Below are 24502 nucleotides of genomic sequence, written 5' to 3' on the forward strand. Positions count from 1 at the left end.
CTACTCTGCCGCCGGCATCGCATGGCCGCGCATATGCCTTGCGATCGGAGACATGGAGCTTTGCAAGGCAAGATGGGCACGGTTCGCTACGAGACGGAGAACGGCATCGCCCGGCTGGTCCTCGACCAGCCCCAGAAGATGAACGCGATGAGCTATGAGATGTGGGCGAGCCTGCCGGGCCTCGTCGCCCGCGCGGAGACCGATCGCGAGGTGCGCGCCATCGTCGTCGCAGGCGAAGGCGGGCGCGCCTTCTGTGCCGGCGCCGACATCTCGCAATTCGGCGAAAAACGCGACAGCGCCACTGAGACCCGGGCTTATGACGAAGCCTATCTGCAAGGCTGCGCCGCGCTGGTCCATGCCGCCAAGCCGACGATCGCGCTCATTTGCGGCATCTGCTTCGGCGGCGGCTTCGGCCTGGCGATGAGCTGTGACCTCAGGCTGGCGCGGGCCGATTCGCGCTTCCGCATTCCCGCCGCGCGGCTCGGCCTCGGCTATGCCTATGAGGGCGTGCGCATGCTGGTGGCCAAGCTCGGCTTCGGCCCGGCCTCCGACCTCCTGCTCAGCGCCCGCATCATCGCTGGCGAGGAGGCCTTGCGCCTGGGCGTCGTCACCGCGCTCTGGGGCGCAGAAAGCTTCGAGCGGGAGGCTTCCGACTACCTCGCGCGGATCGCCGGCAATGCGCCGCTGACCTTGCGCGCCCTCAAACATGCGCTGAGCGAACTCGCCCGCCCCGAGAGCGAGCGAGACATCGCAGCTGTCGAGGCCTCGATCGCCGCCTGCTTCAGCAGCGCCGATTATCGCGAGGGCCAGCGCGCCTTCAAGGAAAAACGCGAGCCGGCCTTCACCGGGGAATAGAGCGTTTTCGAGTGAAGTAGACACCGGTTCCCTCGCGACAAACGCGAAGCGTTTGCGCGGAGAAAACGCGTTAAAACAAAGACCTAGAGCAATTGAACGATCCAACCGGATCGGAAATTGCTCTAGAGCCCCGGAACGACAGCCATCGCGCCATCGCAACAAGGATCAATCGCATGGATCTGAAACTGACCGGCCGCCGCGTCCTAATCACCGGCGGCTCGAAAGGCATCGGCGCGGCCTGCGCAAAAACCTTCCTGGCGGAGGGGTGCTCCGTCGTCCTCGTCGCGCGCGACGCGGAACGCCTCGCGGCCACGGCTGCGGCCCTGGGCGAGGCCAACCGCGTCGCGAGCTGCGCCGCCGATCTCTCGGTCGCGGCCGAGCGCGAGCGCGTCGCAGCCAGCTATCCTGATATCGACATCCTGGTGAACAATGCCGGCGCGATCCCCGGCGGCGGGCTGCTCGATCTCTCCATGGAAAGCTGGGAGCAGGCCTGGGCGCTGAAGGTGATGGGCTATATCCATCTGACCAAGCTCTATCTGGCGGGGATGAAGGAGCGGCGAGCCGGTATCATCGTCAACATCATCGGCGGAGCCGGGCGCAGCCCGCGCTACGACTATGTCTGCGGCGGCACCGGCAACGCCGCCTTGATGGCCTTCACCAGCGCGGTCGGCGGAAAATCGGTCGATTGGGGCGTGCGCGTCTTCGGCATCAACCCCTCGCAGACCCGCACCGACCGGATCATCTCGCTCAGCAAGCGGCGTGCGGCAACCTCGCTCGGCGACGAGGCGCGCTGGGAGGAGATGCTGACGAACCTGCCATTAGACCGGTTGATCGAGCCCGAGGAGATCGCCAACGCCGCCGCCTTCCTGGCCTCGCCGGCCTGCGGATATGTCAGTGGCACCGTGCTCGACGTCGATGGCGGCGGGGCGTTTCGAGCGTGACGCCCTCTCGCTTGGCAGCTCAATACTCGGCGTAGATCTCGATGATGGTGTCCTCGGGATCGCGAAAGAACAGCGTACGGTGACGCCAATTGGGCAAATCGGTCGGCTCCCTCAGGATCGGCACGCCCTTGGCGACCAGTTCCGCATGGCAGGCATCGACCGCGGGAGGCGCCACGCGAAAGGCGAGCTGAACCGCCGCCGATCCCGGCAGCGCCCTGCCGTCGTCGCAGACGCTCCACACGCCGCGCGGCCGCAGGGCAAGCAGCGCGGCACCGACGCGAAAGCTGACCCAGTTCTCAAGATCGACCTCAATGGGAAACTGCATGATATCGCGGTAAAACGCGCGCGTTTCCGCCATCCTGCTGCACAGAATGACGGTGTAGTCGAGGTTACCTATCCCACCCAGGCTCACTGCCATGCTCCTTGATCTCGCGGTCAGCCGACGCGGTTCAACCGCCCGCCTGTCAGCGGCTGCGGCACGCCGGTCGTGCCGGGCAGGCTGAGCGGCAGCCCCTTGACCGAGCGGATCGCGAGATAGGCGAAGGTCTGGGCTTCCAGCGCATCGCCATCCCAGCCCGCCGCCTCGACCGGCTCGACGGGAACGCCGAGGCGGCTCGCGAGCCGCGCCATGAAATGCCGGTTCAGCCGCCCGCCGCCGGTGACGAGCCAACGCTTGGGTACGCCAGGTACATGGCGCAGCGAGGCGACGACGCTCTCGATTGTGAAGGCGGCGAGCGTCGCGGCGCCATCGGCATCCGGCAAGGCCTCGACGACCTGGGCGCGGCGGTGGAAATCATTGCGATCGAGCGATTTCGGCGCGGGACGGTCGAAATAGGGGTTCTGCATGAAGCCCTCGACCAGATCCTGCCGCACCTGCCCGCTCGCTGCGAGCGCGCCGTCCGCATCATAGCTGCGGCCCTGCCGGCGCAGCACGAAATCGTCGAGGATCGCGCTGGCGGGCCCCGTGTCGAAGGCGATCACGGTCTCGCCGTGGATATAGGTGACGTTGCCGACGCCGCCGAGATTGAGGACCATGACCGGCTGCTCGAGCGCCTGCGCCAATGCCCGGTGGTAGAGCGGCGCGAAGGGCGCCCCTTCGCCACCGGCCGCGACATCGGCATGGCGGAAGCGATCGACGGTGGCGATGCCGAGCGCCTGCGCCACCGCCGGCCCATCGATGAGCTGGCGGGTGAAGCGCTGTTCGGGCCGGTGATAGACGGTCTGACCGTGCAGGCCGACGAGATCGATCGCGGCAGGATCGAGCTTCTGCTCGACGATGAAGCGCTCGACCGCAGCGAGATGGTCGGCGGTCACCGCCGCCTCGAGTTCGACAAGCGGTTCGGTCAGCGCGCGCTCGGCCTCAGCGACCAGTGCCTGAAGTTCACGCCGTGTGCCGTCGCGATAGGGATAAGAGGCGCCGGCGCCGAAGCGCGGCGTATCCTGGCCGTCGCTGGTGACGATCGACACGTCGATGCCGTCCATCGAGGTGCCGCTGATGACGCCGATGGCGGTGAGCGTGGTCTTGTCGTGCAGCGTCACTATGTTCGCCATCCTCGGTCACGAACGCGGCGTCATCCCGGACAAGTCGCGAAGCGACGCCGATCCGGGATGACGCCGCGGTTTCCACAAGCGTCATCCCAGCATCAAACGCCTCAATCCCCCGGCTGGACGCCCTCATAGCCGCCGATGATGACGAGGTCGGATTTGCCGGCCTGGGCGAGGTACTTCACCGCCTCCTGGTATTCCGGCGAATCGTAGCAGGCACGCGCCGTCGCCTCGTCCTTGAACTCGAGGACGACGTTGTGCTTGCGGCCCTCGCCGCGGGCGAGCTTGTAGTCGCCGCCGCGCACCAGGAACTTCGCGCCGTATTTGGCGAAGGCGATCGCGTTCAGCGCGCGGTAGCTGTCATAGGCGGCGGTGTTCTCGACATCGACACGCGCGATCCAATAGCCCTTCGCCATGGCTTCAGACCCCCTCGACCACGACGATGTCGAGTTCGCCGGCGCCTTCGCGCAGCTTGCGCGCCTCGGCATATTCCGGCGAGCTGGCATAGGCCTTGGCCGAGGCGAAATCGGCGAATTCGATGACGATGTTGCGGGCCCGGCCCTCGCCCTCGGCGACCGTCATCTGGCCGCCGCGCACGATCGGCGTGCCGCCATATTGTTTGATCGCCTCGGAAGCCTTGGCGGCATAGGCCGCCCATTTGGTGGCGTCGGTAACCTTGGCGCGCGCCACGACATATCCCTTGGGCATTTCCGTATCCGTCTCTGCGTGGGTCGGTTGGAGCGCGCGAGCTTATGAGGCTGCGGCGATCTCGTCCATGATCGCGGCGGCCGCTCCACGCGGGTCTGCCGCGCGGATAATGGGACGCCCGATGACGAGATGGTCGACGCCGGCGCGGATCGCCTCGCCCGGCGTCAACGTCCGTTTCTGGTCGCCTGCGGCGCTCCCGGCAGGGCGGATACCGGGCGTCACGATCAGCATGTCGGCACCGACGACGTCGCGCACGATCTCGGTCTCGGCCGCGGAGCAGACGATGCCGTCGATGCCGGTGGTGCGGGCCTGTTCGGCGCGCATCCGCACGAGATCGCGCACGGCGAGCCCATAGCCGGCATCGCGCAGATCGCCATCGTCATAGGAGGTCAGGGCCGTGACCGCGAGAAGCTTCAACGCCGCCTCGGCCCGCCCCTCGACCGCACCGCGCATGGTCTGCGGATAGGCATGCACGGTGAGGAAGTCGACGCCGAGATTGCTCAGCGACTGCACGCCTTCCGTGACCGTATTGCCGATGTCGTGCAGCTTCAGGTCGAGAAAGACCTTCTTGCCCTCGGCCACCAGTTGCTGGGTAAGCTGCAGGCCGCCGGCGAAGGCGAGCGCATAACCGATCTTGTAGAAGCTCGCCTCGTCGCCGAGCTGCGAGACGATGCGATAAGCGTCCCAGATCGTCGGCACGTCGAGCGCGACGATCATGCGGTCACGCAGGTCGTTGATCTTCTGCGTCATTGGCCAGCCACCTCCTCCATCGAGCGCCACGCGTGGTGCACGATTCGTGTCGCGGCGTCGAATGCGAAAAGATTGCCGCCTCCGCCAGGCTGATCCCGTTTGCGCGCTATCGGCTCCGCCCCGAGATGGCAGAGCAGCAAGGTGCCGACGCCGCCATGCCCGACGAACAGGATATCATCCTCGCCCGGTTCGGCCAGCACGGCCTCGACCTCGCGCAGGATCCGCGCCTGCGCATCGACCGCCCGCTCCCAGCCGCGAATGCTGAGCCACGGCGAAGCGAAGAACGCATCGGCCATGGCCTCGAACTCCGGCGGCGGCAGATAGCCGGTCGCCGAGCGGTCGTTCTCATGCATGGCGTGGCGAATTTCGACGGCAATGCCGAGCACTGAGGCAATGCATTGCGCAGTCTCGATCGCCTTGCGCTCGCCGGATGATACGATCCGGCGTGTGGCGCGCAGAAACGGCGCGCCCGCGAAGGCTTGCGTTCGCGCCAGGCCGAGCGGTGACAAGCCCCAATCGGGCACAGGGACCGCAGGGTCGATCTGGACCTGCGGATGGCTCAGATAGCGCGCGATCGCCATGCTCGGGCTCAAGCCGCGTCGCGCATCACCTGCTGGAACACCTGCGCCCAGACATCGCCGGTCTGCGCGCCGGAGACCGCGAGCTTGCCGTCGATGATGAAGAAGGGCACGCCGGTGACGCCGACCTTCTGGGCGTGAGCCTCTAGGCCGATGATGGTCTCGCGCAATTCGTCATTGGTGAGCTCGTCGCGAGCCGCCTGCTCGTCAAAACCCTGCTCGACTGCGATCTCGACCAGCGTCTCCAGATTGCCGATGTCGCGGCCCTCCTGGAAATAGGCCTTGAACAGCGCCGCCGTCATGTCGCTGCCACGCTGCACGGTCGAGGCGGCCGCGATCAACATATGCGCCATGCGCGTGTTCACGCTCCTGGTGACCTTGGCCCAATTGAAGGTGATGCCGCTTTCGAGCGCCGCCTCCGAGAGCCTGACCTCGATCTCCTTGCGCTTGCCGGGACCGAACTTGGCGTCGAGATAGGCCGTACGGTCCATCCCTTCCGCGGGCATGTCCGGGTTCAGCTCATAGGGCAGCCAGGTGATGGCGACGCGGTCGGTCAGGCCATGCGCCTCGAGCGCTTTTTCCAGCCGCGCCTTGCCGACGAAGCACCAGGGGCAAACGACGTCCGAGACGATCGCGATGGGCATCTTCTCTTGCATGGCATGTCCTTCCATGACCGCACGCTGGCGGTTCTATGCGTCAGGCCGGCGGGTAGCGGTGAAGCTCACCATGGCGATCCTCGGCGAAGGCCTCCGCGCCGGGTGTCTCGCAGCCCGAGAGAAAGGCAGGACCGACCGGGATCTTGCCCGCCCCGCCAGGGATGTCGAGGATATAGGTCGGCTGGCACAGGCCTGAAAGATGGCCCCTCAGGCTTTTGACCAGCGCCTGCCCCTCCTCCAGCGAAAGCCGGAACTGCGCGGTGCCGGGCGCGAGATCGGGATGGTGCAGGTAATAAGGCTTCACCCGGTTCTCGACGAAGGCGCGCATCAGGGCCGAAAGCGTCTCGATATCGGCGTTGACGCCCTTGAGCAGCACGCTCTGGCTGATCAGCACATGGCCGGCATCATTGAGGCGGGCGAGCGCGGCACGGGCGGCATCAGTGAATTCGCGCGGGTGGTTGGCATGGACCGCGATGTAGCTCGCCTTGCCGGGGACGCGAAGCGCGCGAGCATAGTCGGCTGTGACCCGCTCCGGCTGGACCATCGGCACGCGGGTATGCCAACGGGCGACCTTGATATGCGCGATCTCGGCGAGCCGCGCCGCGATCTCGCGCAGCCGCCTCGCGGAGAGGATCAGCGGGTCGCCGCCCGTCATGATGACCTCCCAGATCTCGGGCCGGGAGGCGAGATAGGCCAGCGCAGCATCGAGCTTCTCGCCCGTCAGCGCGTCACCGCCCGGCCCGACCATCTCGCGGCGGAAGCAGAAGCGGCAATAGACCGGGCAGGCATGGACGAGCTTGAGCAAGGCGCGGTCGGGATAGCGATGCACCACGCCCTCGGCCGGCGAATGCGCCTCGTCGCCGATGGGATCGGCCAGCTCCTGCGGCAAGGTGACAAGCTCGGCCGCATCGGGCACGAATTGCCGTGCGATCGGGTCGGCTGGGTCGCCGGGGTCGATCAGAGCCGCCATGGCCGGCGTCACGGAGACGGCATAGCGCCGGGCGACGGCATCGAGCGCGTCACGCTTTTCAGGCGCGACGAGCCCCTGCGCGATCAGCGCATCGATGCTCCGCATGGGCGTATGGGCGTTCATGCCTGCCTCCTGCCCGGTTCCGCCACCGGCGTCCAGAGCACATCCTCGATCCGCCGCGCGCCCGTGCAGAGCATCACCAGCCGGTCGAAGCCAAGCGCGATGCCCGAAGCCTGCGGCATCTGCGCGAGCGCGGCCAGGAAATCCTCGTCGACCGGGTAGCGCTCGCCATAGATGCGCGCCTTCTCGTCCATATCGGCCTCGAAGCGCCGGCGCTGCTCGGCCGGGTCGGTGAGTTCGCCGAAGGCGTTGGCGAGCTCGACGCCGCAGGCATAAAGCTCGAAGCGCTCGGCAATCCTGCCATCGCCGGGCTTGGGCCGCGCCAGGGCGGCCTCGGAAATCGGATATTCACACAGGATCGTGGCACGGCCTTGACCGAGATGCGGCTCGATCCGTTCGGACAGGACGCGGCTGAAGATGTCGGACCAGCTATCGTCTTCCACCAGCCTGATGCCGGCCGCGATGGCGGCTCTCGCGAGCGCAGCGCGATCGGTTGCGCCGTCGGACCCGATCGTCGCCAGCAGGTCGATGCCGGCATGGCGCGCAAAGGCCTCGTGCAGCGTCAGGCGCTCAGGCTCGGCAAAGGGATCAGCCTCCATGCCGCGCCATTGCAGCGAGGTCGCACCGGCCGCCCGCGCGGCCTCGGCCAGCAGCGCGGCGCTGTCGGCCATCAAACTCTCATAGTCCTCGCCAGCCCGGTACCATTCCAGCATCGTGAATTCGGGATGATGCAGCGCCGTGCGCTCGCGGTTGCGGAAGACGCGGGCGAAATCGAAAATCCGCCGCTCGCCCGCCGCCAGCAGCTTCTTGGCGGCGAATTCGGGCGAGGTGTGCAGGTAATAGGGGTGGCCCGCGCCGGCATCGTCGATCAAGACCGTCGCAAAGCCGTGCAGATGCGTCTCGTTGCCAGGCGAGAGCTGCAGGATCGCCGCCTCGACCTCGACGAAATCGCGCGCCTCGAACCAGCGCCGGAGTGCTGCCTTGATGCGCCCGCGCGCCAACAGAGCGTGCCGGCGGTCGGCATGGATATCCGGCCGCCAGAAGGGCGAAGGTTCGTCGTTCATAGGGTCTCGGGTCAAAGCGTCTGACAGCTTCCGTTTCGGCGACGAATGCGGTAGTTGCGCGGCAACGAATTTCGAATAGCGCGCGAAGGCGCCGCGCACCAGCAAGGACATCTCACGTGGTCAAGGTCATCGCTTCATCCGTCCGCAAGGGTAATGTGCTCGAGCTCGACGGGCATCTCTGCTCGGTTCTCTCGGCCGAGAGCTTCTTCCCCGGCAAGGGCACGCCGACGACGCAGATCGACATGCGCCGGATCCATGACGGCACCAAGATGACGCAGCGCTACAAGACGACCGAGCAGGTCGAGCGCGCCTATGTCGAGGATCGCGACTACACCTATCTCTACCAGGACGGCGAGCAATACGTCTTCATGAACCCCGAAACCTTCGACCAGATCAACGTCGATGGCGACGTGGTCGGCGACATGGCGCCCTATCTCCAGGAAGGCATGAAAGTCTCGCTCTCGGTGTTCGAGGAGAAGGCGGTCTCGATCGAGTTGCCGCAGCGCGTCGTCGTCGAGGTCGCCGAGACCGAGCCCGTGACCAAGGGTCAGACCGCCTCGTCCTCCTACAAGCCCGCGATCCTGGTCAATGGCGTACGTACCGCCGTGCCGCCGCATATCGGCCCTGGCGTCCGCATCGTCGTGATGACGGCCGACGGCTCCTATGTCGAGCGCGCCAAGGATTGATCCTAAGTAAGGTTTGTTCGCAGCCAGCCCCTGTAAACGGCGTGGCAGCAACTATATTCGCGATGCGACGGGCCCATCCGGGCCCGTTTTCGTATCCGAGGATGATCGCATGTCCATGACCGCCCGCACCGCCGCGCTTGCCGGCTTCACCCAGACGCTCAAGGCACTCGACGCCATCCTCGACAAGACGGTCGCGCAGGCCACCGAGCGCAAGATCGACCCGGCGGTCCTGCTGTCGTCGCGCCTGTCGCCCGACATGCTGCCCTTTACGCGCCAGATCCAGCTCGCCTGCGATTTCGCCAAGAACGCGGCGGCACGGGTCAGCGGCGCCGAGAATCCGAAATTTCCCGACGAAGAGACGACCGTCGCCGAGCTCAAGGCGCGCATCGCCAAGGTGCTGGCCTTCGTCGCGAACACCGATGATGCAGCGCTGGATGCGGGCCTCGCCAAGGACGTGACCTTCCCGCGTGGCCCGTCCGCGACGGTGACGATGAAGGGCGAGACCTACCTCACGCGCTTTGCCGTGCCGAACTTCTATTTCCACGCCACGACCGCCTATGCGATCCTGCGCGAGAACGGCATCCAGATCGGCAAGAGTGACTTCCTGCACGGCGTTCTCGACGCCTGATCTATAGCGGGAGGCCGAGATGAAGCCGCGCAATGCAACGCGGATCGAGCGCGCCACGGCCGGCGACGCCGCCGAGATCGCCGAGCTCTATCTTGCCTCCCGCACCGATGCCCTGCCGTTCCTGCGTCGCGTCCACAGCGACGCGGAGACGCGCCGCTGGATTGCCGACACGCTTTTGACGACTCGCGAAACCTGGATCGCCAGATCGGGCGAGAGCATCGTCGGCGTCCTCGCCTTGCAGGGCGAGGACCTCGACCAGCTCTACCTTCTACCGGGCTGGTATCGCCGCGGCATCGGTTCGCTGCTGCTTGCCAAGGCCAGGGAGCTGAGCCCGGCGCGGCTCACGCTGTTCACCTTCCAGCGCAATGCCCGCGCCCGCGCCTTCTACGAAGCTCGTGGCTTCCACATCATCGAGATGGGCGACGGGACAGGCAATGAGGAGGGCGAACCGGACATCCTCTATGAATGGCGTCCGAATCGAGGTTGATGCGCGCCCTTGAAACCGCCGCATTGCTCTCCCATATAGGGGTCACGGCGATGTCGAGGGCGTTCCACTGTCCTCCAGCGCCGGTGAAGACGGCCATGAGCCGAACGTTTGACGCCGGATGTACGCGCAGCCGTTCAGGACATGGCCGTTGGTTCTTCCAGGGCCCGTAGCGGATATCCGCTGCGGGTCTTTTCGTATCAGCGGTCTTTCGTATCAACCTTGCAGAAACTCGTTGTTCAGGCGCTCCTCGCCGAGCGTACTCTCCGGGCCGTGGCCAGGCAGGAACTGGACGTCATCGCCGAGCGGCAGGAGCTTGGCCTTGATGCCGGCGATCAGCGTCTCGTGGCTGCCATAGGGAAAATCGGTGCGGCCGACCGAGCCGGCGAAGACCGTGTCGCCCGCCAGCAGGAAGCGCACATCCTTCTGGAAGAAGGTGACATGGCCCGGCGTATGGCCCGGCACATGCGCGACGGAGAAGGCGACCTCCCCGACCGTGACCTCATCGCCCTCGGTGAGCCAGCGCGTCGGCGTCACCGGCCTGATGCCGCGCATGTCGAAGCGCAAGCCCGAGGCCGGCAGATCGTCGAGCAGGAACTTGTCCGCCTCATGGGGACCGATGACCGGCACCGACAAGGCCTCGGCGAGATCGGCCGCGCCGCCGGCATGGTCGATATGGCCATGCGTCAGCCAGATCGCGACGGGCGTCACCGAAAGCTCGCCCAAGGCGCGTTGGATTTGCGGGACATCGCCGCCGGGATCTACGATCGCGGCCTGCATCGTCTTGGTGCACCAGACGATCGAGCAATTCTGCTGGAAGGGCGTCACCGGCACGACCGCGATGCTGAGCGGGGCCTCTGGCTGATCGGACATCGGAAACGCCTTTCGGGGCTGGGATTGGACGGCGACCTCAGCGCTTGCCGCAGCGATTGGCGAGCAGCACGCGGTATTCGGCAAGCTCGGTATCCATCAAGCCGACATTCTGTTCGCGCTGGGCGCCGCTCTGGCAGGTCGCGAAGACCGAGCGCGCGCTCTGCAGGAAGCCGACATGCTCGCGCCAGGTCCGGCATTGCGTCGCCTGATCGGCCGTCGCGACCGCCTGCAATCGTGTCAACTGGCGGCGCAGCGCGCCTTCGTTCTGGAACAGGTCGCGCGAGCAGGTCGCGGGCGCACCCGCCCGCCCCTGCGCCATCGCCTCGCCTGCCGTGGCGAGCACGACAAATCCGAGGCATGCGGCGGCACCCCCCCTCATCCGAGGTTCAACTCCTTGAAGAAGTCGTTGCCCTTGTCGTCGATGACGATGAAGGCCGGAAAATCCTCGACCTCGATGCGCCAGACCGCCTCCATGCCAAGTTCGGGATATTCCAGCACCTCGACCTTCTTGATGCAGTCCTGCGCAAGCCGCGCGGCGGGACCGCCGATCGAGCCGAGATAGAAGCCGCCATGCGTCTTGCAGGCTTCCCGAACAGCAGCGGAACGGTTGCCCTTGGCGAGCATCACCATCGAACCGCCGAAGGACTGGAACTGGTCGACGAAGGAATCCATCCGGCCGGCCGTGGTGGGCCCAAACGAGCCCGAGGCCATGCCCTCGGGCGTCTTGGCCGGGCCGGCGTAATAGACCGGGTGGTTCTTGAAATAATCGGGCATGCCCTGCCCGGTCTCCAGCCGCTCGCGAATCTTGGCATGGGCCGAATCGCGCGCCACGATGATCGTCCCGGTCAGCGAGAGCCGGGTCTTGACCGGGTATTGCGACAGCGTCTTGAGGATCTCGCTCATCGGACGGTTGAGATCGACCTTCACGACCGCGCCGCCGAGCGAGGCATCCTCGACCTCGGGCAGGTACTTGGCCGGGTTGGTCTCCAGCGCCTCGAGATAGATGCCGTCCCTGGTGATCTTGCCCTTGGCTTGGCGATCGGCCGAGCAGGAGACGCCGAGCCCGATCGGCAGCGAGGCGCCATGGCGCGGCAGACGGATGACGCGGACATCATGGCAGAAATACTTGCCGCCGAACTGTGCGCCGACGCCGAGCGACTGCGTCAGCTTATGCACCTCCTCCTCCATCTCAAGATCGCGGAAGGCATGGCCGGAGGGCGAGCCCTTGGTCGGCAGCGCGTCGAGATATTTCGTCGAGGCGAGCTTGACGGTCTTGAGATTCTGCTCGGCCGAGGTGCCGCCGATGACGATGGCGAGGTGGTAGGGCGGGCAAGCCGCGGTGCCCAGCGTCAGGATCTTCTCCTTCAGGAACGCCATCATGCGATCCTTGGTCAGGAGCGAGGGCGTTGCCTGGAACAGGAAGGTCTTGTTGGCGGAGCCGCCACCCTTGGCGACGAAGAGGAATTTGTAGGCGTCCTCACCTTCCGCATAGATGTCGATCTGCGCCGGCAGGTTGGTCGCGGTGTTCTTCTCCTCGAACATCGAGAGCGGGGCGACCTGGGAATAGCGCAGATTGCGCTTGAAATAGGCATCTGCGACGCCTTCGCCGAGCGCCGCCTCGTCATCGCCATCGGTCCAGATCTTGCGGCCCTTCTTGCCCATGATGATCGCCGTGCCGGTATCCTGGCACATCGGCAATACGCCGCCGGCCGAGATGTTGGCGTTCTTCAGCAGGTCATAGGCGACGAACTTGTCGTTCGAGGTCGCCTCGGGATCATCGAGGATTTTCGCCAGCTGGGCGAGATGACCCGGCCGCAGCAGATGGTTGATGTCGATGAAGGCCTGTTCGCTGAGTTGGCGGATCGCCTCGCGCGAAACCGTCAGAACCTCGCGATCGCCGAGTTTCTCGACCGAGACCCCTTCGCTGCCCAGCTTGCGATAAGGCGTGGCATCGTCGCCGAGCGGGAAAAGATCGACATGCGTATAGGCCATGGACGGAGGCTCCGAGGCGGGTTGGCGCGCCACGCTCAGAACCAGCTCAGCGCAACGCCATTGTGCATGGCGTCATAGCGGCTTGGCGCACGCTGTCCAAGCCTAGAGGCTGTTAGGGACTCTGGGGACGATTTGATGAGGTCAAAACGGTGGAGATGGGAGGAGCATTGCGCAGGCGATACCATCGGTATCGGCAAGCGATGCGACGCTGCAGCTCCGCCGTTTTCACCTCACCCGTAGGGCGCGGCGCTTTTGCGCGACTGCGGCGTCGTTCTTCGTAGCAAGCCGGAAGGCTTGCGTCCTCGAACTCCTGGCATTCGCGCAAAATCGCCTGCGTCAAATCATTCCCAGAGTCCCCAACAGCCTCTGGCTTCAAATGGTTCCAGTCAGGCCGCCTTCGCAGCCGACTCCGCCAGGATCGCGTAGATCGCAGCCGGGTCGCGAGCCTTGCGGATCTGCTCCAGCACGGCATGGTTGCGCAGCACGCGAGCAACGCGGGCGAGCGCCTTGAGATGGTCGGCGCCGGCGCCCTCGGGCGCGATCAACACGAAGATGATGTCGACGGGCTGGCCGTCGAGCGCATCGAAATCGACCGGCTTTTCGGCGCGGGCGAACAGCCCGACCAGCCTGTCAATGCCGGGCATGCGTCCATGGGGAATCGCGATGCCATCGCCGATGCCGGTGGAACCGAGGCGCTCGCGTTGGAGCAGCGCCTCGAAGAGCTCGCGCTCAGGCAAGCCGGTAATCATCGCCGCGTGTTGGGCGAGTTCCTGCAGCGCCTGCTTCTTGCCATTGGCCCGCAGCGGCGAAATCACCGCAGCCGGTGTCAGGAGATCGATCAGCGTCATGCGCCAGTCCATGCATGTCCCGTGCCGGGCCGGAGAGCCATGCAGCGCGGGTCAGATTTGAAAGCCGGGGAGCCTCCCGCTGGCCTTACGACAGCGACGCCGGGGGATCGATCCACCCGATATTGCCGTCGCGCCGGCGGTATACGACGTTCATCCGGCCATTGCCAGCATGGCGGAAGATGACGACGGGAGCGCCGGTCAAATCGAGTTCGGCGACAGCGTCGCCAACCGTCATGACATGGAAGGATTTGGTGGCTTCGGCCACGATAACCGGGTGATCTCCGGCCATATCGAGCTCGATCTCCTCGAGATCGTCGTCCGGCGCCGCAATCACATAGCTGGGGATTTCGATACCGGCCTCGCGGCCATTGGTCGAAGCTGAGCGGTCCTTCAAGCGACGCTTGTAACGACGCAGCCGTTTCTCGATGCGCTCGGCCATCTTGTCGAGGCTGGCATAGGCGTCATGCGCCGTACCCGAGGCCTCGAGCGTGATTCCGGAGGACAGATGCAGCACGCCGTCGGTCTTGAACGCCGTGCCGTCCTTGGCGACGGTGACGTGACCTTGATAGCCGCCCTCGTAATATTTGCTGAGCGCGGCCGCGACGCGGGTCTCGGCCTGGCCGCGAAGGGCCTCGCCGACATCGAGATTCTTGCCGGAGATTCGCAAGCTCATGGAGTGCTTCCCCTTATGTAACCATGGCCAGTAGCCGGCCATCCTTAGGAGGTAAGAACGGGGTCACGGGGATGTCAATGCGTTGATCGGCTTTCATGACCGGCATGTCCATAAGGACGAGCGAGACAGAAAATGTACACGGAATCGCCGCACCCGAATGGAACAATGATCCAGCCTGGCACGGCAGTCTCATCATGACAGTCTCGCCTTGGGACGCGGCTCGACTTGCGTGATGCCGCATCGGGAGTTCGCGAACCTACGGAGGCGAAAAACCTCGGACGGCGGCTCAGCGGCTGCCCATCGCCATCGCGACCTTCTCGCGGCGGCGCTCCATCGATGAGGGAATGCGCAGCGATTCGCGGTATTTTGCGACGGTGCGCCGCGCGATGTCGATGCCACCCGCCTTGAGCCTGGCGACGATGGCGTCGTCCGAGAGCACGTCCGCCGGCGTTTCGTCGTCGATCATCTGCTTGATGCGGAAGCGCACTGCCTCAGCCGAATGCGCCTCGCCATAGCCGGTCGCGGCGATGGCGGCCGAGAAGAAGTACTTCATCTCGAAAACGCCGCGCGAGCAGATCAGATATTTGTTCGAGGTCACACGCGAGACGGTCGATTCATGCATGCCGATGGCGTCCGCAACCGTCTTGAGGTTCAGCGGCCGCAGATGCTCGACGCCATGGGCGAAGAAGCCGTCCTGCTGGCGCACGATCTCGCTGGCGACCTTCAGGATGGTGCGAGCGCGCTGCTCCAGCGAGCGCGTCAGCCAGTTCGCGGTCTGCAAGCATTCGGCGATGAAGGCCTTGTCCTCATCGCTGCGCGCCGCCCTGGAGACGCGGGCGTGATAGGTCTGGTTGATCAGCACGCGCGGCAGCGTGTCGGGGTTGAGATCGACCAGCCAGGAGCCGTCAGGCGCCGAGCGGATGAAGACGTCGGGCACCACCGTCTCGGCCGTCGCGCCGCCGAAACCGCGCCCGGGCTTGGGATCGAGCCGCCGGATCTCGGCGACCATATCGGCGATGTCCTCGTCATCGACGCCACAGATGCGCTTCAGCGCCGCGAAATCACGCTTGGCGACGAGATGGAGATTGGCGACCAGCGCCTGCATCGCCGGGTCGAAGCGGTTGCGGTCACGCAGCTGGATCGAGAGGCATTCGCAGACGTCACGCGCCGCGACGCCCGAGGGATCGAAGCCCTGGACGATGCTCAGGACGCCTTCGATCCGCGCCACCGTGATGCCGAGCCGCTCGGCCATCTCCGCGACCGGTTCGCCGAGATAGCCCGAATCATCCACCGCATCGATCAGATGCCGGCCGATGATCCGGTCCGCCGGGTCAGTGACCGCCAGATCGAGCTGGGCGCTGAGATGGTCGTGGAGGGAGGCCTCCACCGTCAGCCCGCTCTCGAAACCGTCCGGCCCCTCCTCGAAGGACCCACCGGAGCCGCCATAGGCGCCGCCGATGATCGGCAGCGAATCGGCGCCGCGCGTGTCGAGCCGCGCCACGCTGGGCTGCTCACCCTGGAAGACGTTGTCGAGCCCGGTGCCGAGCCGGTTTTCCATACCTTCCTGGCTGTTCAGGCTCTCCGAGCGGGCAAAGGTCTCGGCATCGACAGCCAGCGGCCCGTCGCCGCCATTGGCGCGCAGAGGCCCCTCCGTCACATCGTCGCGCTCCAGCAACGGATTCCGCTCAAGCTCGCCCTCGACGAAGCTCTGCAGCTCCAGATGCGACAATTGCAGAAGCTTGATCGCCTGCAGGAGCTGCGGCGTCATCACCAGGGACTGGCCCTGGCGCAGCTCCATGCGCGGCATCATCGCCATTGCGCTCGTAACCCTTTCATGCCAGCGCGCCATTTCGGCACGCTTCTTGCCTGTGGCTAGAGCCTAGCGGCGCGAGAGCGGCGCGTCAAAGCCCTTGCCTCGGCATTGAGCAGCGAAGTTAATGCGCTGCAGCATGAAGCCGCGATTGCGGCCGAATCATCCGATTTTAGCGGCTCAGAGCCGGAAATCCTCGCCCAGATAAACCCGGCGGACATCGGGATTGGCGATGATCTCGGCCGGCGAGCCTTCCGTCAGCACGCGGCCGGAGTGGATGATATAGGCGCGGTCGACGAGGCCGAGCGTCTCGCGGACATTGTGGTCGGTGATCAGCACGCCGATGCCGCGATCGGTCAATTGCCGCACCAGCGCCTGGATGTCGCCGACCGCGATCGGGTCGATGCCGGCGAAAGGCTCGTCGAGCAGGATGAAGGAGGGCTTGCCGGCAAGCGCGCGCGCGATCTCGCAGCGCCGCCGCTCGCCGCCCGAGAGCGCGATCGACGGCGCCTTGCGCAGCCGGGCGATGTTGAACTCCTCGAGCAGCTGGTCGAGCTGGCGCTCGCGCGCCTTGCGGTTGGGCTCGACCACTTCGAGCACGGCGCGGATATTGTCCTCGACGCTCAGGCCCCGGAAGATCGAGGCCTCCTGCGGGAGATAGCCGATACCGAGCCGGGCGCGCTGGTACATCGGCAAATCGGTGATGTCGTTGCCTTTGAGCGAGATGACGCCGAGATCGGCGGGGACCAGCCCGGTGATCATGTAGAAGATCGTGGTCTTGCCGGCGCCGTTGGGGCCGAGCAGGCCAACGGCCTCGCCCTGGCGCACGAACAGGCTCGCCTCCGAGACGACCGTGCGCCCGCCATAGCTCTTGCGCAGCCCGCTGACGGCGAGCACGCCCGGTCCGCCGATCGCCGCTGCGACAGGCGTGGTGTCAGTCCGCTCGCGCCCGCCGAACAAGCCGCGAATGCGGCCAAACAGGCCCGCCTCGCCGCGCGCCGTGACGGCCTGAGGAATATCGGTTTGCGGCATGTCGGAAATCGTCACTGCGAGCGCTGGCCTGGTCTGGGAACGGAGAGGGGCCGGCGCCCCGTGAGCGGGTCTTTACGAAGCGGATCTTAGTTCGTCGGCGTGGCGGGGCGCGCGCCACCGGCAGCCGGCTTGGCAGGCGTGGTCTTGCCGGCCTCGTTCTTGCCGGCCTCGGTCGAGTTCGGCACGAAGAAGCCCTGCACGCGGCCGGTCTTGTTCTCGACATTGGCGATGCCGGTGACGGTGTTGTAGGTCAGCTTCTCGCCGCGCGTGATGTTGGGACCGTCGTTCAGCGCGACATTGCCGGTCATGATCACGACATTATTGGCGCGGTCGAAGACCGCATTGTCCGAGGTCGCGGCCTGTGTCTTGGAGACGACCGTGACCGGCCCCTTGCATTCGATGCGCTTGATGCTGCTGTCATTCGCGTTGCCGCCGGCCGACGGGGCAACGGCGGGTGCGGCGGCAGGCGCTGCGGTCGAAGCCGTCGCCTTCGCGGCTCCAGCTCCACCCTGCTGACCGTTGCGCCCCTCGTAGAACACGGTCATCACCGTGCAACGCACCGTCGTTTCGCCCTGCACCGCCACGACATTGCCGGTGAAGACGGCCCGATTCTCCTTGTCGAGCACGTCGAGCTTGTCGGCGTCGATCTTGATCGGCTCCTTGCTGTCGCCGCCGAGCCCGCCGAGCGCCGAATCGCCGCCGCCACGGGCCTTCTTCCCCTGCGCCTGGGCGGCCCCGGGAACCAGCGCCGCGAAAGCAAGCGCAGCAGTCAGGACGAACAGGGCGGTCTTGCCGGCGAGGGCAGTCTTGCCGGCTAGGGCAGTCTTGCCGATCGTTCCGTGAAGCTTTGACGCTTGGCGCATGTCACTGTCTCGTTTCGGTGTCGGGAAGGCCAGCGGGCGATGCCGCCGCGCCGTCTGCCGGAACAACCTGGCGCGGCGCCAGCAGTTCCGGCGCCGGCGTGCTGCCTTGACGTTCGGGGCCGGCAAGCGTGCCGGCCGGAGCATTCACGATAACCGCACGGACGTGTCCCTGGAAAGCGATCAGCGCACCATTATCCTTCACATCGAGCGTATCGGCATCGATGGTGGTCGTGCCGAGATTGACCTTGACCGGCTCCTTCGAGACCACCGTGCCGCCTTTGAAGTCGATATCGGCGGTGCGCATATGGATGTCATAGCCCGTTTCGGTGCGGACATGGACATCGTCGACGAGCTGGAGCTTTTCCTTCTGCGTATCGAACAAGCCCGTCCGCGAGCTCACCGTGACCCAGCCCTCGCGTTCCATCTGGATCCGGGCCTTCAGCGACATCAGCTCGACCTGCGTCGGGTTGCGGATATCCTGCAAGGCGGCCTCGGCATTGACTTCATAAGGCCGGTTATCCTTGCGGTAGCCCGAGAGCTTGGGCGTCTCCATCTTGACCTTGCCGTTCGAGATGCCGACCGCACCGAGCGAGACATTCGCCAGGCCGCGCAGCGGATTCAAGAACGGTGCCACGACGAGGCCGAGCACCGCGACGACCGCAGTGATCGGGATGGCGCGACGCAGCAGGCGCACCAATAGCGTATGCCGGCGCGCCGCCTTGAAGGCAGCCAGCCGGTGGGCGGCGTTCCCTGAGGACGGCCCAGTCCAGTCATTCGATGTCATAGCCACAGTCATGCCCCGCGCAATGGCAGTCGCTAACGGCTTTTTCGTGTCACCAGCCTGGCGGCATCGCGCCCCTCGCGCCGCCTGCTTTGCTCCAGACAGACGCTGGATGACTTAGAATTTGTCAAGTATGCGCGAAGATATCGTTTTCCGCCCAGCCGGCGAGATCGAGCTCGGCGCGATGGGGCAGGAAGCCGAAACAGGCCTGCGCCAGCTCGGTGCGGCCCTCCCGCGCCAGCATCGCATCCAGCCGCACCTGCAGCGCATGCAGGTGCAGCACGTCGGACGCCGCGTAGGTGAGCTGTGCCTCGCTCAGCGTGTCGGCGCCCCAATCCGAGGATTGCTGCTGCTTCGACAATTCGATTCCCAACAGCTCCCGGACCAGATCCTTCAGGCCGTGGCGGTCGGTATAGGTGCGCGTCAGCTTGGAGGCGATCTTGGTGCAATAGATCGGGCCGGTGACGACGCCGAAGGCCTGGCGCAGCACGGCGACGTCGAAGCGGGCGAAATGGAACAGCTTCAGCACCGACGGATCGGTGAGCAGGCGGATCAGGTTCGCCGGCTTCTCGCCGTCCTTCAGGATCTGCACGACATCGGCGGTGCCGTCGCCGCGCGAGAGCTGCACCACGCAGAGCCGGTCGCGATGCGGGTTCAGGCCGAGCGTCTCGGTATCGATCGCGACGCTCGGGCCGGCGACGAAGTCGTCGGGCAGGTCACCGCGATGGAAACGAATGGTCATGGCGCAAACCTCGCTCTGCGGCGCAAGCGCCCCGTGAAACCTGACTGACGCATTCCTTGCGGCAGCTGCTCCGCAGCTAGCGGCGCGGCTGCCGCCATTCAAGCCTTTTCCGCGTTAACCTTCTATTCACCATAAACTTCCTGCGCCCGCCGATGCATGCCAGAACAGCAGGATCGGAGCCTCGTCATGTCCCTTTTCCGCCTGCTGACCGATCTCGACGGACGCATCGGGCTTAGCCGCTTCTGGTTCGGCAGCGCCCTGGTGGCGCTGATGCTTCTCGCGATCCAGCTTGGCGCGCCGCACCTCGCCGGGCGGCATGCCGGCCCGATCATCGCCTTCGCCAATGCCTTTGCCCTGTTCCCCTGGGCCGCGCTGGCGGCCAAGCGCTCGACCGACCGTGGCGGCACGGCGCTGTTCGGCATCCTGCTGGTCTGCGCGATAGTGCTGCCCGGCCAGCTCAAGCCGTTCCTATCGTCCTATGTCTGGGGGCCTTCGCTCGACACGATAGCGCTGCTTGCCTGGGTGGTCGCTCTCGTCGATCTGGGGATGCTGCCTTCCGCCCATGACGACGAGCGGGTTGCGGAGGCTGCGACCGATGCTAAAGCGAGTGCATGGACCAGCAGCTCGACGCCCCCCTCCTCGCCTTCGACCCAACCGATCCCGTCGCCCTGACGCAGGCGCTGGTGCGCTGCCCGTCGGTGACGCCGGCGGAGGGCGGCGCCTTGTCGCTGCTCGCGGCCGTGCTGACCTCGGCGGGCTACAGCGTGCACCGTCCCGTCTTCAGCGCGGACGGCATGCCCGATATCGAGAACCTTTATGCCCGCATCGGCACGGAGGGGCCCGTCCTCGCCATTGCCGGCCATAGCGATGTCGTGCCGGTCGGCGACGCCGAGGCCTGGACGCGCGATCCCTTCGGCGGGGAGATCGTCGACGGGGTGCTCTATGGGCGCGGCGCCTGCGACATGAAGGGCGGCCTCGCCGCCATGATTTCCGCCGCCTTGCGCTTCCGCCGCGACAACCCGCAGGCACCCGGCTCGATCGCCTTCCTGATCACCGGCGACGAGGAAGGCCCGGCGATCAACGGCACGGTCAAGCTGCTGGCCTGGGCGCAGAGCCAAGGCGAGCGCTTCGACCATTGCCTGCTCGGCGAGCCGACCAATCCCGCGAGCATGAGCGACATGATCAAGATCGGCCGGCGCGGCTCGCTGACCGGCAAGCTCACGGTCGACGGCAAGCAGGGCCATGTCGGCTACCCCCACCTCGCCGACAATCCGATTCGCGGCATGGTGCGGCTGCTGGCAGCACTCGACGCAACACCGCTCGATGGTGGCACGACGCATTTCGACCCGAGCAATCTCGAGGTCACGACGCTCGACGTCGGCAATCCGTCGAGCAATGTCGTGCCGGCGCAGGCCAAGGCCGTGTTCAACATCCGCTTCAACGACAGCTGGACCCCGGAGACGCTCGCCGCCGAGATCGAGCGGCGTGTGCGTGAGGCGGCCGGCAACCTGGTGCGGTACGAGCTGGCCTTCCAGCCGACCAACGCCGTCGCCTTCCTGACCGAGCCCGGCCCCTTCGTCGCCATGGTCGCAGATGCAGTCGAGGCCGAGACCGGCAAGCGCCCGGTGCTGTCGACCACCGGCGGCACCTCCGACGCCCGCTTCATCAAGAACTATTGCCCGGTGGTGGAGTTTGGCGTCGTCGGCCAGACCATGCATCAGATCGATGAGCGCGTCGCCGTGGCGGACCTGACGGCGCTGGAGCGGATCACGCACAGGCTGCTCGACAGCTATTTTGCACCGCAACATAAGCCTTGACCATCGCGGCCGGCGTGCCAATATGAGTCTTAGACGAAAGTCTAAGATTGATCATTGGAGTGTCGGCCATGGCGCTTGCTGCCGATGATGTGGCGCGCTCTCTGCGCGGCTCGTGGCGTCTGATGTCCCAAGGCGCCAAGGCGCTGCCGGAACTCGATTTATCGAGCGAGGGCTTCCTGCGCTCCTATGGCGCAGCCGTGCTGACGCTGCCGGCGATGGTCGCGGTGCTCGCGGCCGAACGGAGCATCGCCGGCCTCCCCAACAGCGATGGCCTGTTTCATTCGGCGCCGCTGGTGATCGCCGTCATCGCCTCGCAGGCCGCCGCCTTCCTTTGCGTGCCCGCGCTGCTCGTCGCGCTTGCCCCGCATCTCACGCGCTCCCCTGCCCTGTCGGGCTTCATCATCGCCTGGAACTGGACGGAGATCCTCGCGGCCGGCCTGCTGGCGATCCCGGCGGCCGTGCATGCGATCGGCTGGTCGACACCCGAGATCGCCGCGATGCAATGGCTCGCCTTCGCGGTGATCGTGGCGCGGCTGCGCTACGCCGCCGCCAAGGTGACGCTCGGCGCAGAGCATGGCCTCGCCTTGACCATCGTCTGCGCCAGCTTCCTCGGCCAGTTCGGCCTCGCGCGACTGCTGGGGCTTTGGGGGTTTTAGCGTCGGCTAACCTGACTCGGAAACACGCCTAAGCGGCACACGGCCCAAGATCACGTTTCCACACAATGCTCTAGTAATCCACGCCCGCCAGATAGAGCCCCGAGGGCGGCGCCAGCGCCGCGCATTGCGAGCGGTCGCGCGCGGCCAGGACCTTGCCGAGCTTGTTTTCCGGCCAACGCCCGGCCCCGACCATCTTCAGGCAGCCGACCATGGAGCGGACCTGATGGTGCAGGAAGGAGCGGGCATGGACATAGGCCACGATCTCGGCTCCCTCGCGCCGGACGTCGAAGCGGTCGAGCGTGCGCATCGGGCTGTTGGCCTGGCATTCGGCAGCGCGGAAGGTCGTGAAGTCGTGATGGCCCAGCAGGGCCTTGGCCGAGCGGTCCATGGCCTCGTGATCGAGCCTGATCGGAACATGCCAGAGCCTGTCGCGATCGAGCGTCGGCTGGGCGCGGCGGTCGAGGATGCGGTAGATGTAATAGCGCCGCTTTGCCGAGATGCGTGCGTCGAAATCATCGGGCACGATCTCTGCGCTGACGACGGCGACAGGCAGGTGCTTCAGCCGCGCATTGGTCGCGTCGCGCACGACGTCGCTGCGCCAGTCCTTGTCGAGATCGACATGGGCGACCTGATGCGTCGCGTGCACCCCGGCATCGGTGCGGCCGGCGCAATGCAGGCGCACGGCATGACCGCAGAAGCCTTCGATCGATTCCTCGACGCTCTGCTGCACCGACGGCCCGTTGAGCTGGCGCTGCCAGCCCGAGAACGGCGTGCCGTCATATTCGATGACGAGCTTGTAGCGCGGCATCAGAGCCTGATGCCGAAAAGTGCAAGGCGGTTTTCGGGCGACATCATGCGCATGCTCTAAAGCTTCGCGCCGGCCGCAAGCTTCGTCCCGCGCAGGAATTCCGCCCCCGTGACAGGCCGCCCGCCGGCGCGCTGGACCTGCAGCAGCCTCACCGCGCCCTCCGCGCAAGCGACGGTGCCCTCGCCGTCGAGCAAGGTGCCGGGCTCGGCCGCCCCGCCTGCCAGCGCCGTGCGCAAGATCTTCAGCCGCTCCGGGCCCTTGCCCAGATCGACCTCGGCGAAAGCGCCGGGAAAGGGCGAGAGACCGCGCACGAGATCGTGGACCTGCTTGGCCGGGCGCGCCCAATTCAACTTCGCCTCGGCATTGCCGATCTTGGCGGCGTAGGTCACGCCCTCCTCCGGCTGCGGTGTGAAGCGCAAGCCGCCGCGGCCGAGCGCTGCAAGCGCGCGCACCATCAGATCCGCTCCGAGCGGCGCCAGCCGGTCGTGCAGTTCGCCCGCCGTCATGTCCGGACCAATCGCCAAGGTCTCGACCATGCCGACAGGGCCGGTATCGAGGCCCGCCTCCATCTTCATGACGCAGACGCCGCTCTCGGCGTCGCCGGCCATGACGGCGCGCTGAATCGGGGCCGCGCCGCGCCAGCGTGGCAGCAGCGAGGCGTGCAGGTTCAGGCAGCCGAGTTCCGGCAGATCGAGGATCGCCTGGGGCAGGATCATGCCATAGGCGACGACGACCGCGACATCCGCCTGATGCGAGGCGGTGGTCTCGACCGCCTCCTCCGATTTCAGGGTCTTGGGCGTGAAGACGGGAATGCCGAAGCGCTCGGCGGCGCGCTGCACCGGCGAGGGTTTGAGATCGAGCCCCCGGCCCGCCTGCGCCGGGGCACGGGTGTAGCAAGCCACGACCTCGTGGCCTTGCCCGATGATCTCGGTCAGGGTCGGCACGGCGAAATCGGGCGTGCCCATGAAGATGACGCGCAAACTCATACGCTGAACATGACCCCAACCCTAGCCTTTGTACTCACGCCGCGCTTTCGCGCTTCGCCATCTTGGCGAAGCGCTTGGTCACGCGCTCGCGCTTGAGGCGCGACAGATAATCGATGAACAGCACGCCGTTGAGATGGTCGACCTCATGCTGCAGGCAGGTGGCGAGCAGGCCCTCGGCCGCAATCTCCTGGGCCTTTCCGTCGAGATCCATATAGCGGAGCTTGATCGAAGCGGGCCTTTCGACCTCCTCGTAATATTCTGGGATCGAGAGACAGCCCTCCTCATGGGTGCTCATCTCCTCGGAGGTCCAGATCACCTCCGGATTGACGAAGACCATCGGGGCCTTTTCCTCGTCATCGCTCTTCGAGAGATCGATCGTCACGATGCGCTTGGGCACCCCGATCTGGATCGCGGCCAGCCCGATGCCGGGTGCGTCATACATCGTCGCCAGCATGTCGGCGGCGAGCGTCTTGATCTCGGGAGTGATCGTATCGACCGGCGCAGAAACCTGACGCAGGACGGAATCGGGCAGGATAACGAGTGGACGAATGGCCATGGGGGCTCTGCGCGGAATTTTTCGAGGTTGCCGCGACATAAGCACTTGTGCGCAAGCGGTCAAACTGTTCCGCTTTCGTT

General features: G+C 66.0%; 30 protein-coding genes. 8 read left to right on the forward strand and 22 right to left on the reverse strand.

Features of this window, described 5'->3' with window-relative positions:
* Positions 1–60 precede the first annotated feature (60 nt).
* Complete coding sequence (locus ACSQ3P_RS10450; RefSeq protein WP_436165520.1) at positions 61–855, forward strand: enoyl-CoA hydratase; 795 nt, start codon at positions 61–63, stop codon at positions 853–855.
* Positions 856–1028: 173 nt separating this feature from the next.
* Positions 1029–1796: a short-chain dehydrogenase/reductase gene (locus ACSQ3P_RS10455; RefSeq protein WP_436165521.1), complete on the forward strand. Its 768-nt coding sequence runs from the start codon at positions 1029–1031 to the stop codon at positions 1794–1796.
* Between the two features lie 19 nt (positions 1797–1815).
* On the opposite strand, the gene ACSQ3P_RS10460 is transcribed toward ACSQ3P_RS10455, so the two are convergent.
* From ACSQ3P_RS10460 to epmA, 9 genes are all read right to left on the reverse strand, one after another.
* Positions 1816–2214, reverse strand: a complete 399-nt coding sequence (locus ACSQ3P_RS10460) for a VOC family protein (RefSeq protein ID WP_436165522.1) — start codon at positions 2212–2214, stop codon at positions 1816–1818.
* 17 nt (positions 2215–2231) lie between these two features.
* The gene (locus ACSQ3P_RS10465; RefSeq protein WP_436165523.1) at positions 2232–3347 is read right to left on the reverse strand and encodes an anhydro-N-acetylmuramic acid kinase; all 1116 of its coding nucleotides are present in this window, start codon (positions 3345–3347) and stop codon (positions 2232–2234) included.
* A gap of 101 nt (positions 3348–3448) precedes the next feature.
* Positions 3449–3757: a DUF1330 domain-containing protein gene (locus ACSQ3P_RS10470; protein ID WP_436165524.1), complete on the reverse strand. Its 309-nt coding sequence runs from the start codon at positions 3755–3757 to the stop codon at positions 3449–3451.
* A gap of 4 nt (positions 3758–3761) precedes the next feature.
* Positions 3762–4049: a DUF1330 domain-containing protein gene (locus ACSQ3P_RS10475; RefSeq protein ID WP_436165525.1), complete on the reverse strand. Its 288-nt coding sequence runs from the start codon at positions 4047–4049 to the stop codon at positions 3762–3764.
* A 42-nt stretch (positions 4050–4091) separates the two neighbouring features.
* Positions 4092–4799, reverse strand: a complete 708-nt coding sequence (gene pyrF, locus ACSQ3P_RS10480) for an orotidine-5'-phosphate decarboxylase (RefSeq protein ID WP_069689909.1) — start codon at positions 4797–4799, stop codon at positions 4092–4094.
* Positions 4796–5380: a histidine phosphatase family protein gene (locus ACSQ3P_RS10485; RefSeq protein ID WP_436165526.1), complete on the reverse strand. Its 585-nt coding sequence runs from the start codon at positions 5378–5380 to the stop codon at positions 4796–4798. The genes pyrF and ACSQ3P_RS10485 overlap by 4 nt, the downstream gene beginning before the upstream one ends.
* A gap of 8 nt (positions 5381–5388) precedes the next feature.
* Positions 5389–6033, reverse strand: coding sequence for a DsbA family oxidoreductase (locus tag ACSQ3P_RS10490; RefSeq protein WP_436165527.1), 645 nt, complete (start codon positions 6031–6033; stop codon positions 5389–5391).
* A gap of 40 nt (positions 6034–6073) precedes the next feature.
* The gene (locus ACSQ3P_RS10495; RefSeq protein ID WP_436165528.1) at positions 6074–7126 is read right to left on the reverse strand and encodes a lysine-2,3-aminomutase-like protein; all 1053 of its coding nucleotides are present in this window, start codon (positions 7124–7126) and stop codon (positions 6074–6076) included.
* On the reverse strand, positions 7123–8187 hold the full coding sequence (gene epmA, locus ACSQ3P_RS10500; protein WP_436165529.1) for an EF-P lysine aminoacylase EpmA: 1065 nt from the start codon (positions 8185–8187) through the stop codon (positions 7123–7125). Before epmA ends, ACSQ3P_RS10495 begins: the two co-directional genes overlap by 4 nt.
* Before the next feature lie 116 nt (positions 8188–8303).
* Between epmA and efp the strand changes: the two genes are divergently transcribed.
* The 3 genes from efp to ACSQ3P_RS10515 all read left to right on the forward strand — a co-directional run bounded on the left by efp (position 8304) and on the right by ACSQ3P_RS10515 (position 9988).
* Positions 8304–8873: an elongation factor P gene (gene efp, locus ACSQ3P_RS10505; RefSeq protein ID WP_092170397.1), complete on the forward strand. Its 570-nt coding sequence runs from the start codon at positions 8304–8306 to the stop codon at positions 8871–8873.
* A gap of 109 nt (positions 8874–8982) precedes the next feature.
* Entirely contained in the window at positions 8983–9501 is a 519-nt protein-coding gene (locus ACSQ3P_RS10510; protein ID WP_436165530.1) for a DUF1993 domain-containing protein, read from the forward strand.
* Between the two features lie 19 nt (positions 9502–9520).
* Positions 9521–9988, forward strand: coding sequence for an N-acetyltransferase family protein (locus ACSQ3P_RS10515; protein ID WP_436165531.1), 468 nt, complete (start codon positions 9521–9523; stop codon positions 9986–9988).
* A gap of 213 nt (positions 9989–10201) precedes the next feature.
* On the opposite strand, the gene ACSQ3P_RS10520 is transcribed toward ACSQ3P_RS10515, so the two are convergent.
* The 10 genes from ACSQ3P_RS10520 to ACSQ3P_RS10565 form a co-directional block, all read right to left on the reverse strand.
* Positions 10202–10858 carry an MBL fold metallo-hydrolase gene (locus ACSQ3P_RS10520; protein WP_436165532.1) on the reverse strand — a complete coding sequence of 219 codons (657 nt, stop codon included), beginning with the start codon at positions 10856–10858 and terminating at the stop codon, positions 10202–10204.
* Positions 10859–10895: 37 nt separating this feature from the next.
* Complete coding sequence (locus tag ACSQ3P_RS10525; RefSeq protein WP_436165533.1) at positions 10896–11201, reverse strand: hypothetical protein; 306 nt, start codon at positions 11199–11201, stop codon at positions 10896–10898.
* Between the two features lie 32 nt (positions 11202–11233).
* Positions 11234–12850 (reverse strand): fumarate hydratase, encoded by a 1617-nt coding sequence (locus tag ACSQ3P_RS10530; protein WP_436165534.1) that lies wholly within the window; start codon positions 12848–12850, stop codon positions 11234–11236.
* Positions 12851–13236: 386 nt separating this feature from the next.
* Entirely contained in the window at positions 13237–13698 is a 462-nt protein-coding gene (gene ptsN, locus ACSQ3P_RS10535) for a PTS IIA-like nitrogen regulatory protein PtsN (RefSeq protein WP_092171438.1), read from the reverse strand.
* 85 nt (positions 13699–13783) lie between these two features.
* Entirely contained in the window at positions 13784–14371 is a 588-nt protein-coding gene (gene hpf / locus ACSQ3P_RS10540) for a ribosome hibernation-promoting factor, HPF/YfiA family (protein WP_069689898.1), read from the reverse strand.
* Positions 14372–14657: 286 nt separating this feature from the next.
* Positions 14658–16187 (reverse strand): RNA polymerase factor sigma-54, encoded by a 1530-nt coding sequence (gene rpoN / locus ACSQ3P_RS10545; protein ID WP_436165535.1) that lies wholly within the window; start codon positions 16185–16187, stop codon positions 14658–14660.
* Between the two features lie 174 nt (positions 16188–16361).
* Entirely contained in the window at positions 16362–17213 is an 852-nt protein-coding gene (gene lptB, locus ACSQ3P_RS10550; RefSeq protein ID WP_436165536.1) for an LPS export ABC transporter ATP-binding protein, read from the reverse strand.
* Positions 17214–17299: 86 nt separating this feature from the next.
* Positions 17300–18076, reverse strand: a complete 777-nt coding sequence (locus ACSQ3P_RS10555; RefSeq protein ID WP_436165537.1) for an LptA/OstA family protein — start codon at positions 18074–18076, stop codon at positions 17300–17302.
* A gap of 1 nt (position 18077) precedes the next feature.
* Positions 18078–18860: an LPS export ABC transporter periplasmic protein LptC gene (gene lptC, locus ACSQ3P_RS10560; RefSeq protein WP_436165538.1), complete on the reverse strand. Its 783-nt coding sequence runs from the start codon at positions 18858–18860 to the stop codon at positions 18078–18080.
* Between the two features lie 124 nt (positions 18861–18984).
* Positions 18985–19599 (reverse strand): ribonuclease D, encoded by a 615-nt coding sequence (locus ACSQ3P_RS10565; RefSeq protein WP_436165539.1) that lies wholly within the window; start codon positions 19597–19599, stop codon positions 18985–18987.
* Positions 19600–19785: 186 nt separating this feature from the next.
* On the opposite strand from ACSQ3P_RS10565, the gene ACSQ3P_RS10570 reads away from it, so the two are divergent.
* The 3 genes from ACSQ3P_RS10570 to ACSQ3P_RS10580 all read left to right on the forward strand — a co-directional run bounded on the left by ACSQ3P_RS10570 (position 19786) and on the right by ACSQ3P_RS10580 (position 22072).
* Positions 19786–20271, forward strand: coding sequence for a DUF805 domain-containing protein (locus ACSQ3P_RS10570; RefSeq protein WP_436165540.1), 486 nt, complete (start codon positions 19786–19788; stop codon positions 20269–20271).
* The gene (dapE, locus tag ACSQ3P_RS10575; RefSeq protein ID WP_436165541.1) at positions 20211–21416 is read left to right on the forward strand and encodes a succinyl-diaminopimelate desuccinylase; all 1206 of its coding nucleotides are present in this window, start codon (positions 20211–20213) and stop codon (positions 21414–21416) included. Before ACSQ3P_RS10570 ends, dapE begins: the two co-directional genes overlap by 61 nt.
* A gap of 68 nt (positions 21417–21484) precedes the next feature.
* A complete protein-coding gene (locus ACSQ3P_RS10580) occupies positions 21485–22072 on the forward strand; it encodes a hypothetical protein (protein ID WP_436165542.1) in 588 nt (195 codons plus the stop codon).
* Positions 22073–22142: 70 nt separating this feature from the next.
* Here the strand turns inward: ACSQ3P_RS10580 and truA are convergent, their stop codons facing one another.
* The 3 genes from truA to ACSQ3P_RS10595 are packed head-to-tail and all read right to left on the reverse strand — an operon-like array spanning position 22143 to position 24422.
* Positions 22143–22880, reverse strand: a complete 738-nt coding sequence (gene truA, locus ACSQ3P_RS10585; RefSeq protein WP_092170439.1) for a tRNA pseudouridine(38-40) synthase TruA — start codon at positions 22878–22880, stop codon at positions 22143–22145.
* Positions 22881–22936: 56 nt separating this feature from the next.
* A complete protein-coding gene (gene fmt, locus ACSQ3P_RS10590) occupies positions 22937–23866 on the reverse strand; it encodes a methionyl-tRNA formyltransferase (RefSeq protein WP_436165543.1) in 930 nt (309 codons plus the stop codon).
* Between the two features lie 34 nt (positions 23867–23900).
* Positions 23901–24422, reverse strand: a complete 522-nt coding sequence (locus ACSQ3P_RS10595; protein ID WP_436165544.1) for a peptide deformylase — start codon at positions 24420–24422, stop codon at positions 23901–23903.
* Positions 24423–24502 lie beyond the last annotated feature (80 nt).

The organism is Allobosea sp. LjRoot9, assembly GCF_964252745.1.
Taxonomy (GTDB): domain Bacteria; phylum Pseudomonadota; class Alphaproteobacteria; order Rhizobiales; family Beijerinckiaceae; genus Allobosea.

Coding starts and splice junctions, on each gene's coding strand:
- ACSQ3P_RS10455 (WP_436165521.1), top strand. CDS start 1,029: ATGGATCTGAAACTGACCGGCCGCCGCGTCCTAATCACCGGCGGCTCG.
- ACSQ3P_RS10460 (WP_436165522.1), bottom strand. CDS start 2,214: ATGGCAGTGAGCCTGGGTGGGATAGGTAACCTCGACTACACCGTCATT.
- ACSQ3P_RS10465 (WP_436165523.1), bottom strand. CDS start 3,347: ATGGCGAACATAGTGACGCTGCACGACAAGACCACGCTCACCGCCATC.
- ACSQ3P_RS10470 (WP_436165524.1), bottom strand. CDS start 3,757: ATGGCGAAGGGCTATTGGATCGCGCGTGTCGATGTCGAGAACACCGCC.
- ACSQ3P_RS10475 (WP_436165525.1), bottom strand. CDS start 4,049: ATGCCCAAGGGATATGTCGTGGCGCGCGCCAAGGTTACCGACGCCACC.
- pyrF (WP_069689909.1), bottom strand. CDS start 4,799: ATGACGCAGAAGATCAACGACCTGCGTGACCGCATGATCGTCGCGCTC.
- ACSQ3P_RS10485 (WP_436165526.1), bottom strand. CDS start 5,380: ATGGCGATCGCGCGCTATCTGAGCCATCCGCAGGTCCAGATCGACCCT.
- ACSQ3P_RS10490 (WP_436165527.1), bottom strand. CDS start 6,033: ATGCAAGAGAAGATGCCCATCGCGATCGTCTCGGACGTCGTTTGCCCC.
- ACSQ3P_RS10495 (WP_436165528.1), bottom strand. CDS start 7,126: ATGAACGCCCATACGCCCATGCGGAGCATCGATGCGCTGATCGCGCAG.
- epmA (WP_436165529.1), bottom strand. CDS start 8,187: ATGAACGACGAACCTTCGCCCTTCTGGCGGCCGGATATCCATGCCGAC.
- ACSQ3P_RS10510 (WP_436165530.1), top strand. CDS start 8,983: ATGTCCATGACCGCCCGCACCGCCGCGCTTGCCGGCTTCACCCAGACG.
- ACSQ3P_RS10515 (WP_436165531.1), top strand. CDS start 9,521: ATGAAGCCGCGCAATGCAACGCGGATCGAGCGCGCCACGGCCGGCGAC.
- ACSQ3P_RS10520 (WP_436165532.1), bottom strand. CDS start 10,858: ATGTCCGATCAGCCAGAGGCCCCGCTCAGCATCGCGGTCGTGCCGGTG.
- ACSQ3P_RS10530 (WP_436165534.1), bottom strand. CDS start 12,850: ATGGCCTATACGCATGTCGATCTTTTCCCGCTCGGCGACGATGCCACG.
- ptsN (WP_092171438.1), bottom strand. CDS start 13,698: ATGACGCTGATCGATCTCCTGACACCGGCTGCGGTGATTTCGCCGCTG.
- hpf (WP_069689898.1), bottom strand. CDS start 14,371: ATGAGCTTGCGAATCTCCGGCAAGAATCTCGATGTCGGCGAGGCCCTT.
- rpoN (WP_436165535.1), bottom strand. CDS start 16,187: ATGGCGATGATGCCGCGCATGGAGCTGCGCCAGGGCCAGTCCCTGGTG.
- lptB (WP_436165536.1), bottom strand. CDS start 17,213: ATGCCGCAAACCGATATTCCTCAGGCCGTCACGGCGCGCGGCGAGGCG.
- ACSQ3P_RS10555 (WP_436165537.1), bottom strand. CDS start 18,076: ATGCGCCAAGCGTCAAAGCTTCACGGAACGATCGGCAAGACTGCCCTA.
- lptC (WP_436165538.1), bottom strand. CDS start 18,860: ATGACATCGAATGACTGGACTGGGCCGTCCTCAGGGAACGCCGCCCAC.
- ACSQ3P_RS10565 (WP_436165539.1), bottom strand. CDS start 19,599: ATGACCATTCGTTTCCATCGCGGTGACCTGCCCGACGACTTCGTCGCC.
- ACSQ3P_RS10570 (WP_436165540.1), top strand. CDS start 19,786: ATGTCCCTTTTCCGCCTGCTGACCGATCTCGACGGACGCATCGGGCTT.
- dapE (WP_436165541.1), top strand. CDS start 20,211: ATGGACCAGCAGCTCGACGCCCCCCTCCTCGCCTTCGACCCAACCGAT.
- ACSQ3P_RS10580 (WP_436165542.1), top strand. CDS start 21,485: ATGGCGCTTGCTGCCGATGATGTGGCGCGCTCTCTGCGCGGCTCGTGG.
- truA (WP_092170439.1), bottom strand. CDS start 22,880: ATGCCGCGCTACAAGCTCGTCATCGAATATGACGGCACGCCGTTCTCG.
- fmt (WP_436165543.1), bottom strand. CDS start 23,866: ATGAGTTTGCGCGTCATCTTCATGGGCACGCCCGATTTCGCCGTGCCG.
- ACSQ3P_RS10595 (WP_436165544.1), bottom strand. CDS start 24,422: ATGGCCATTCGTCCACTCGTTATCCTGCCCGATTCCGTCCTGCGTCAG.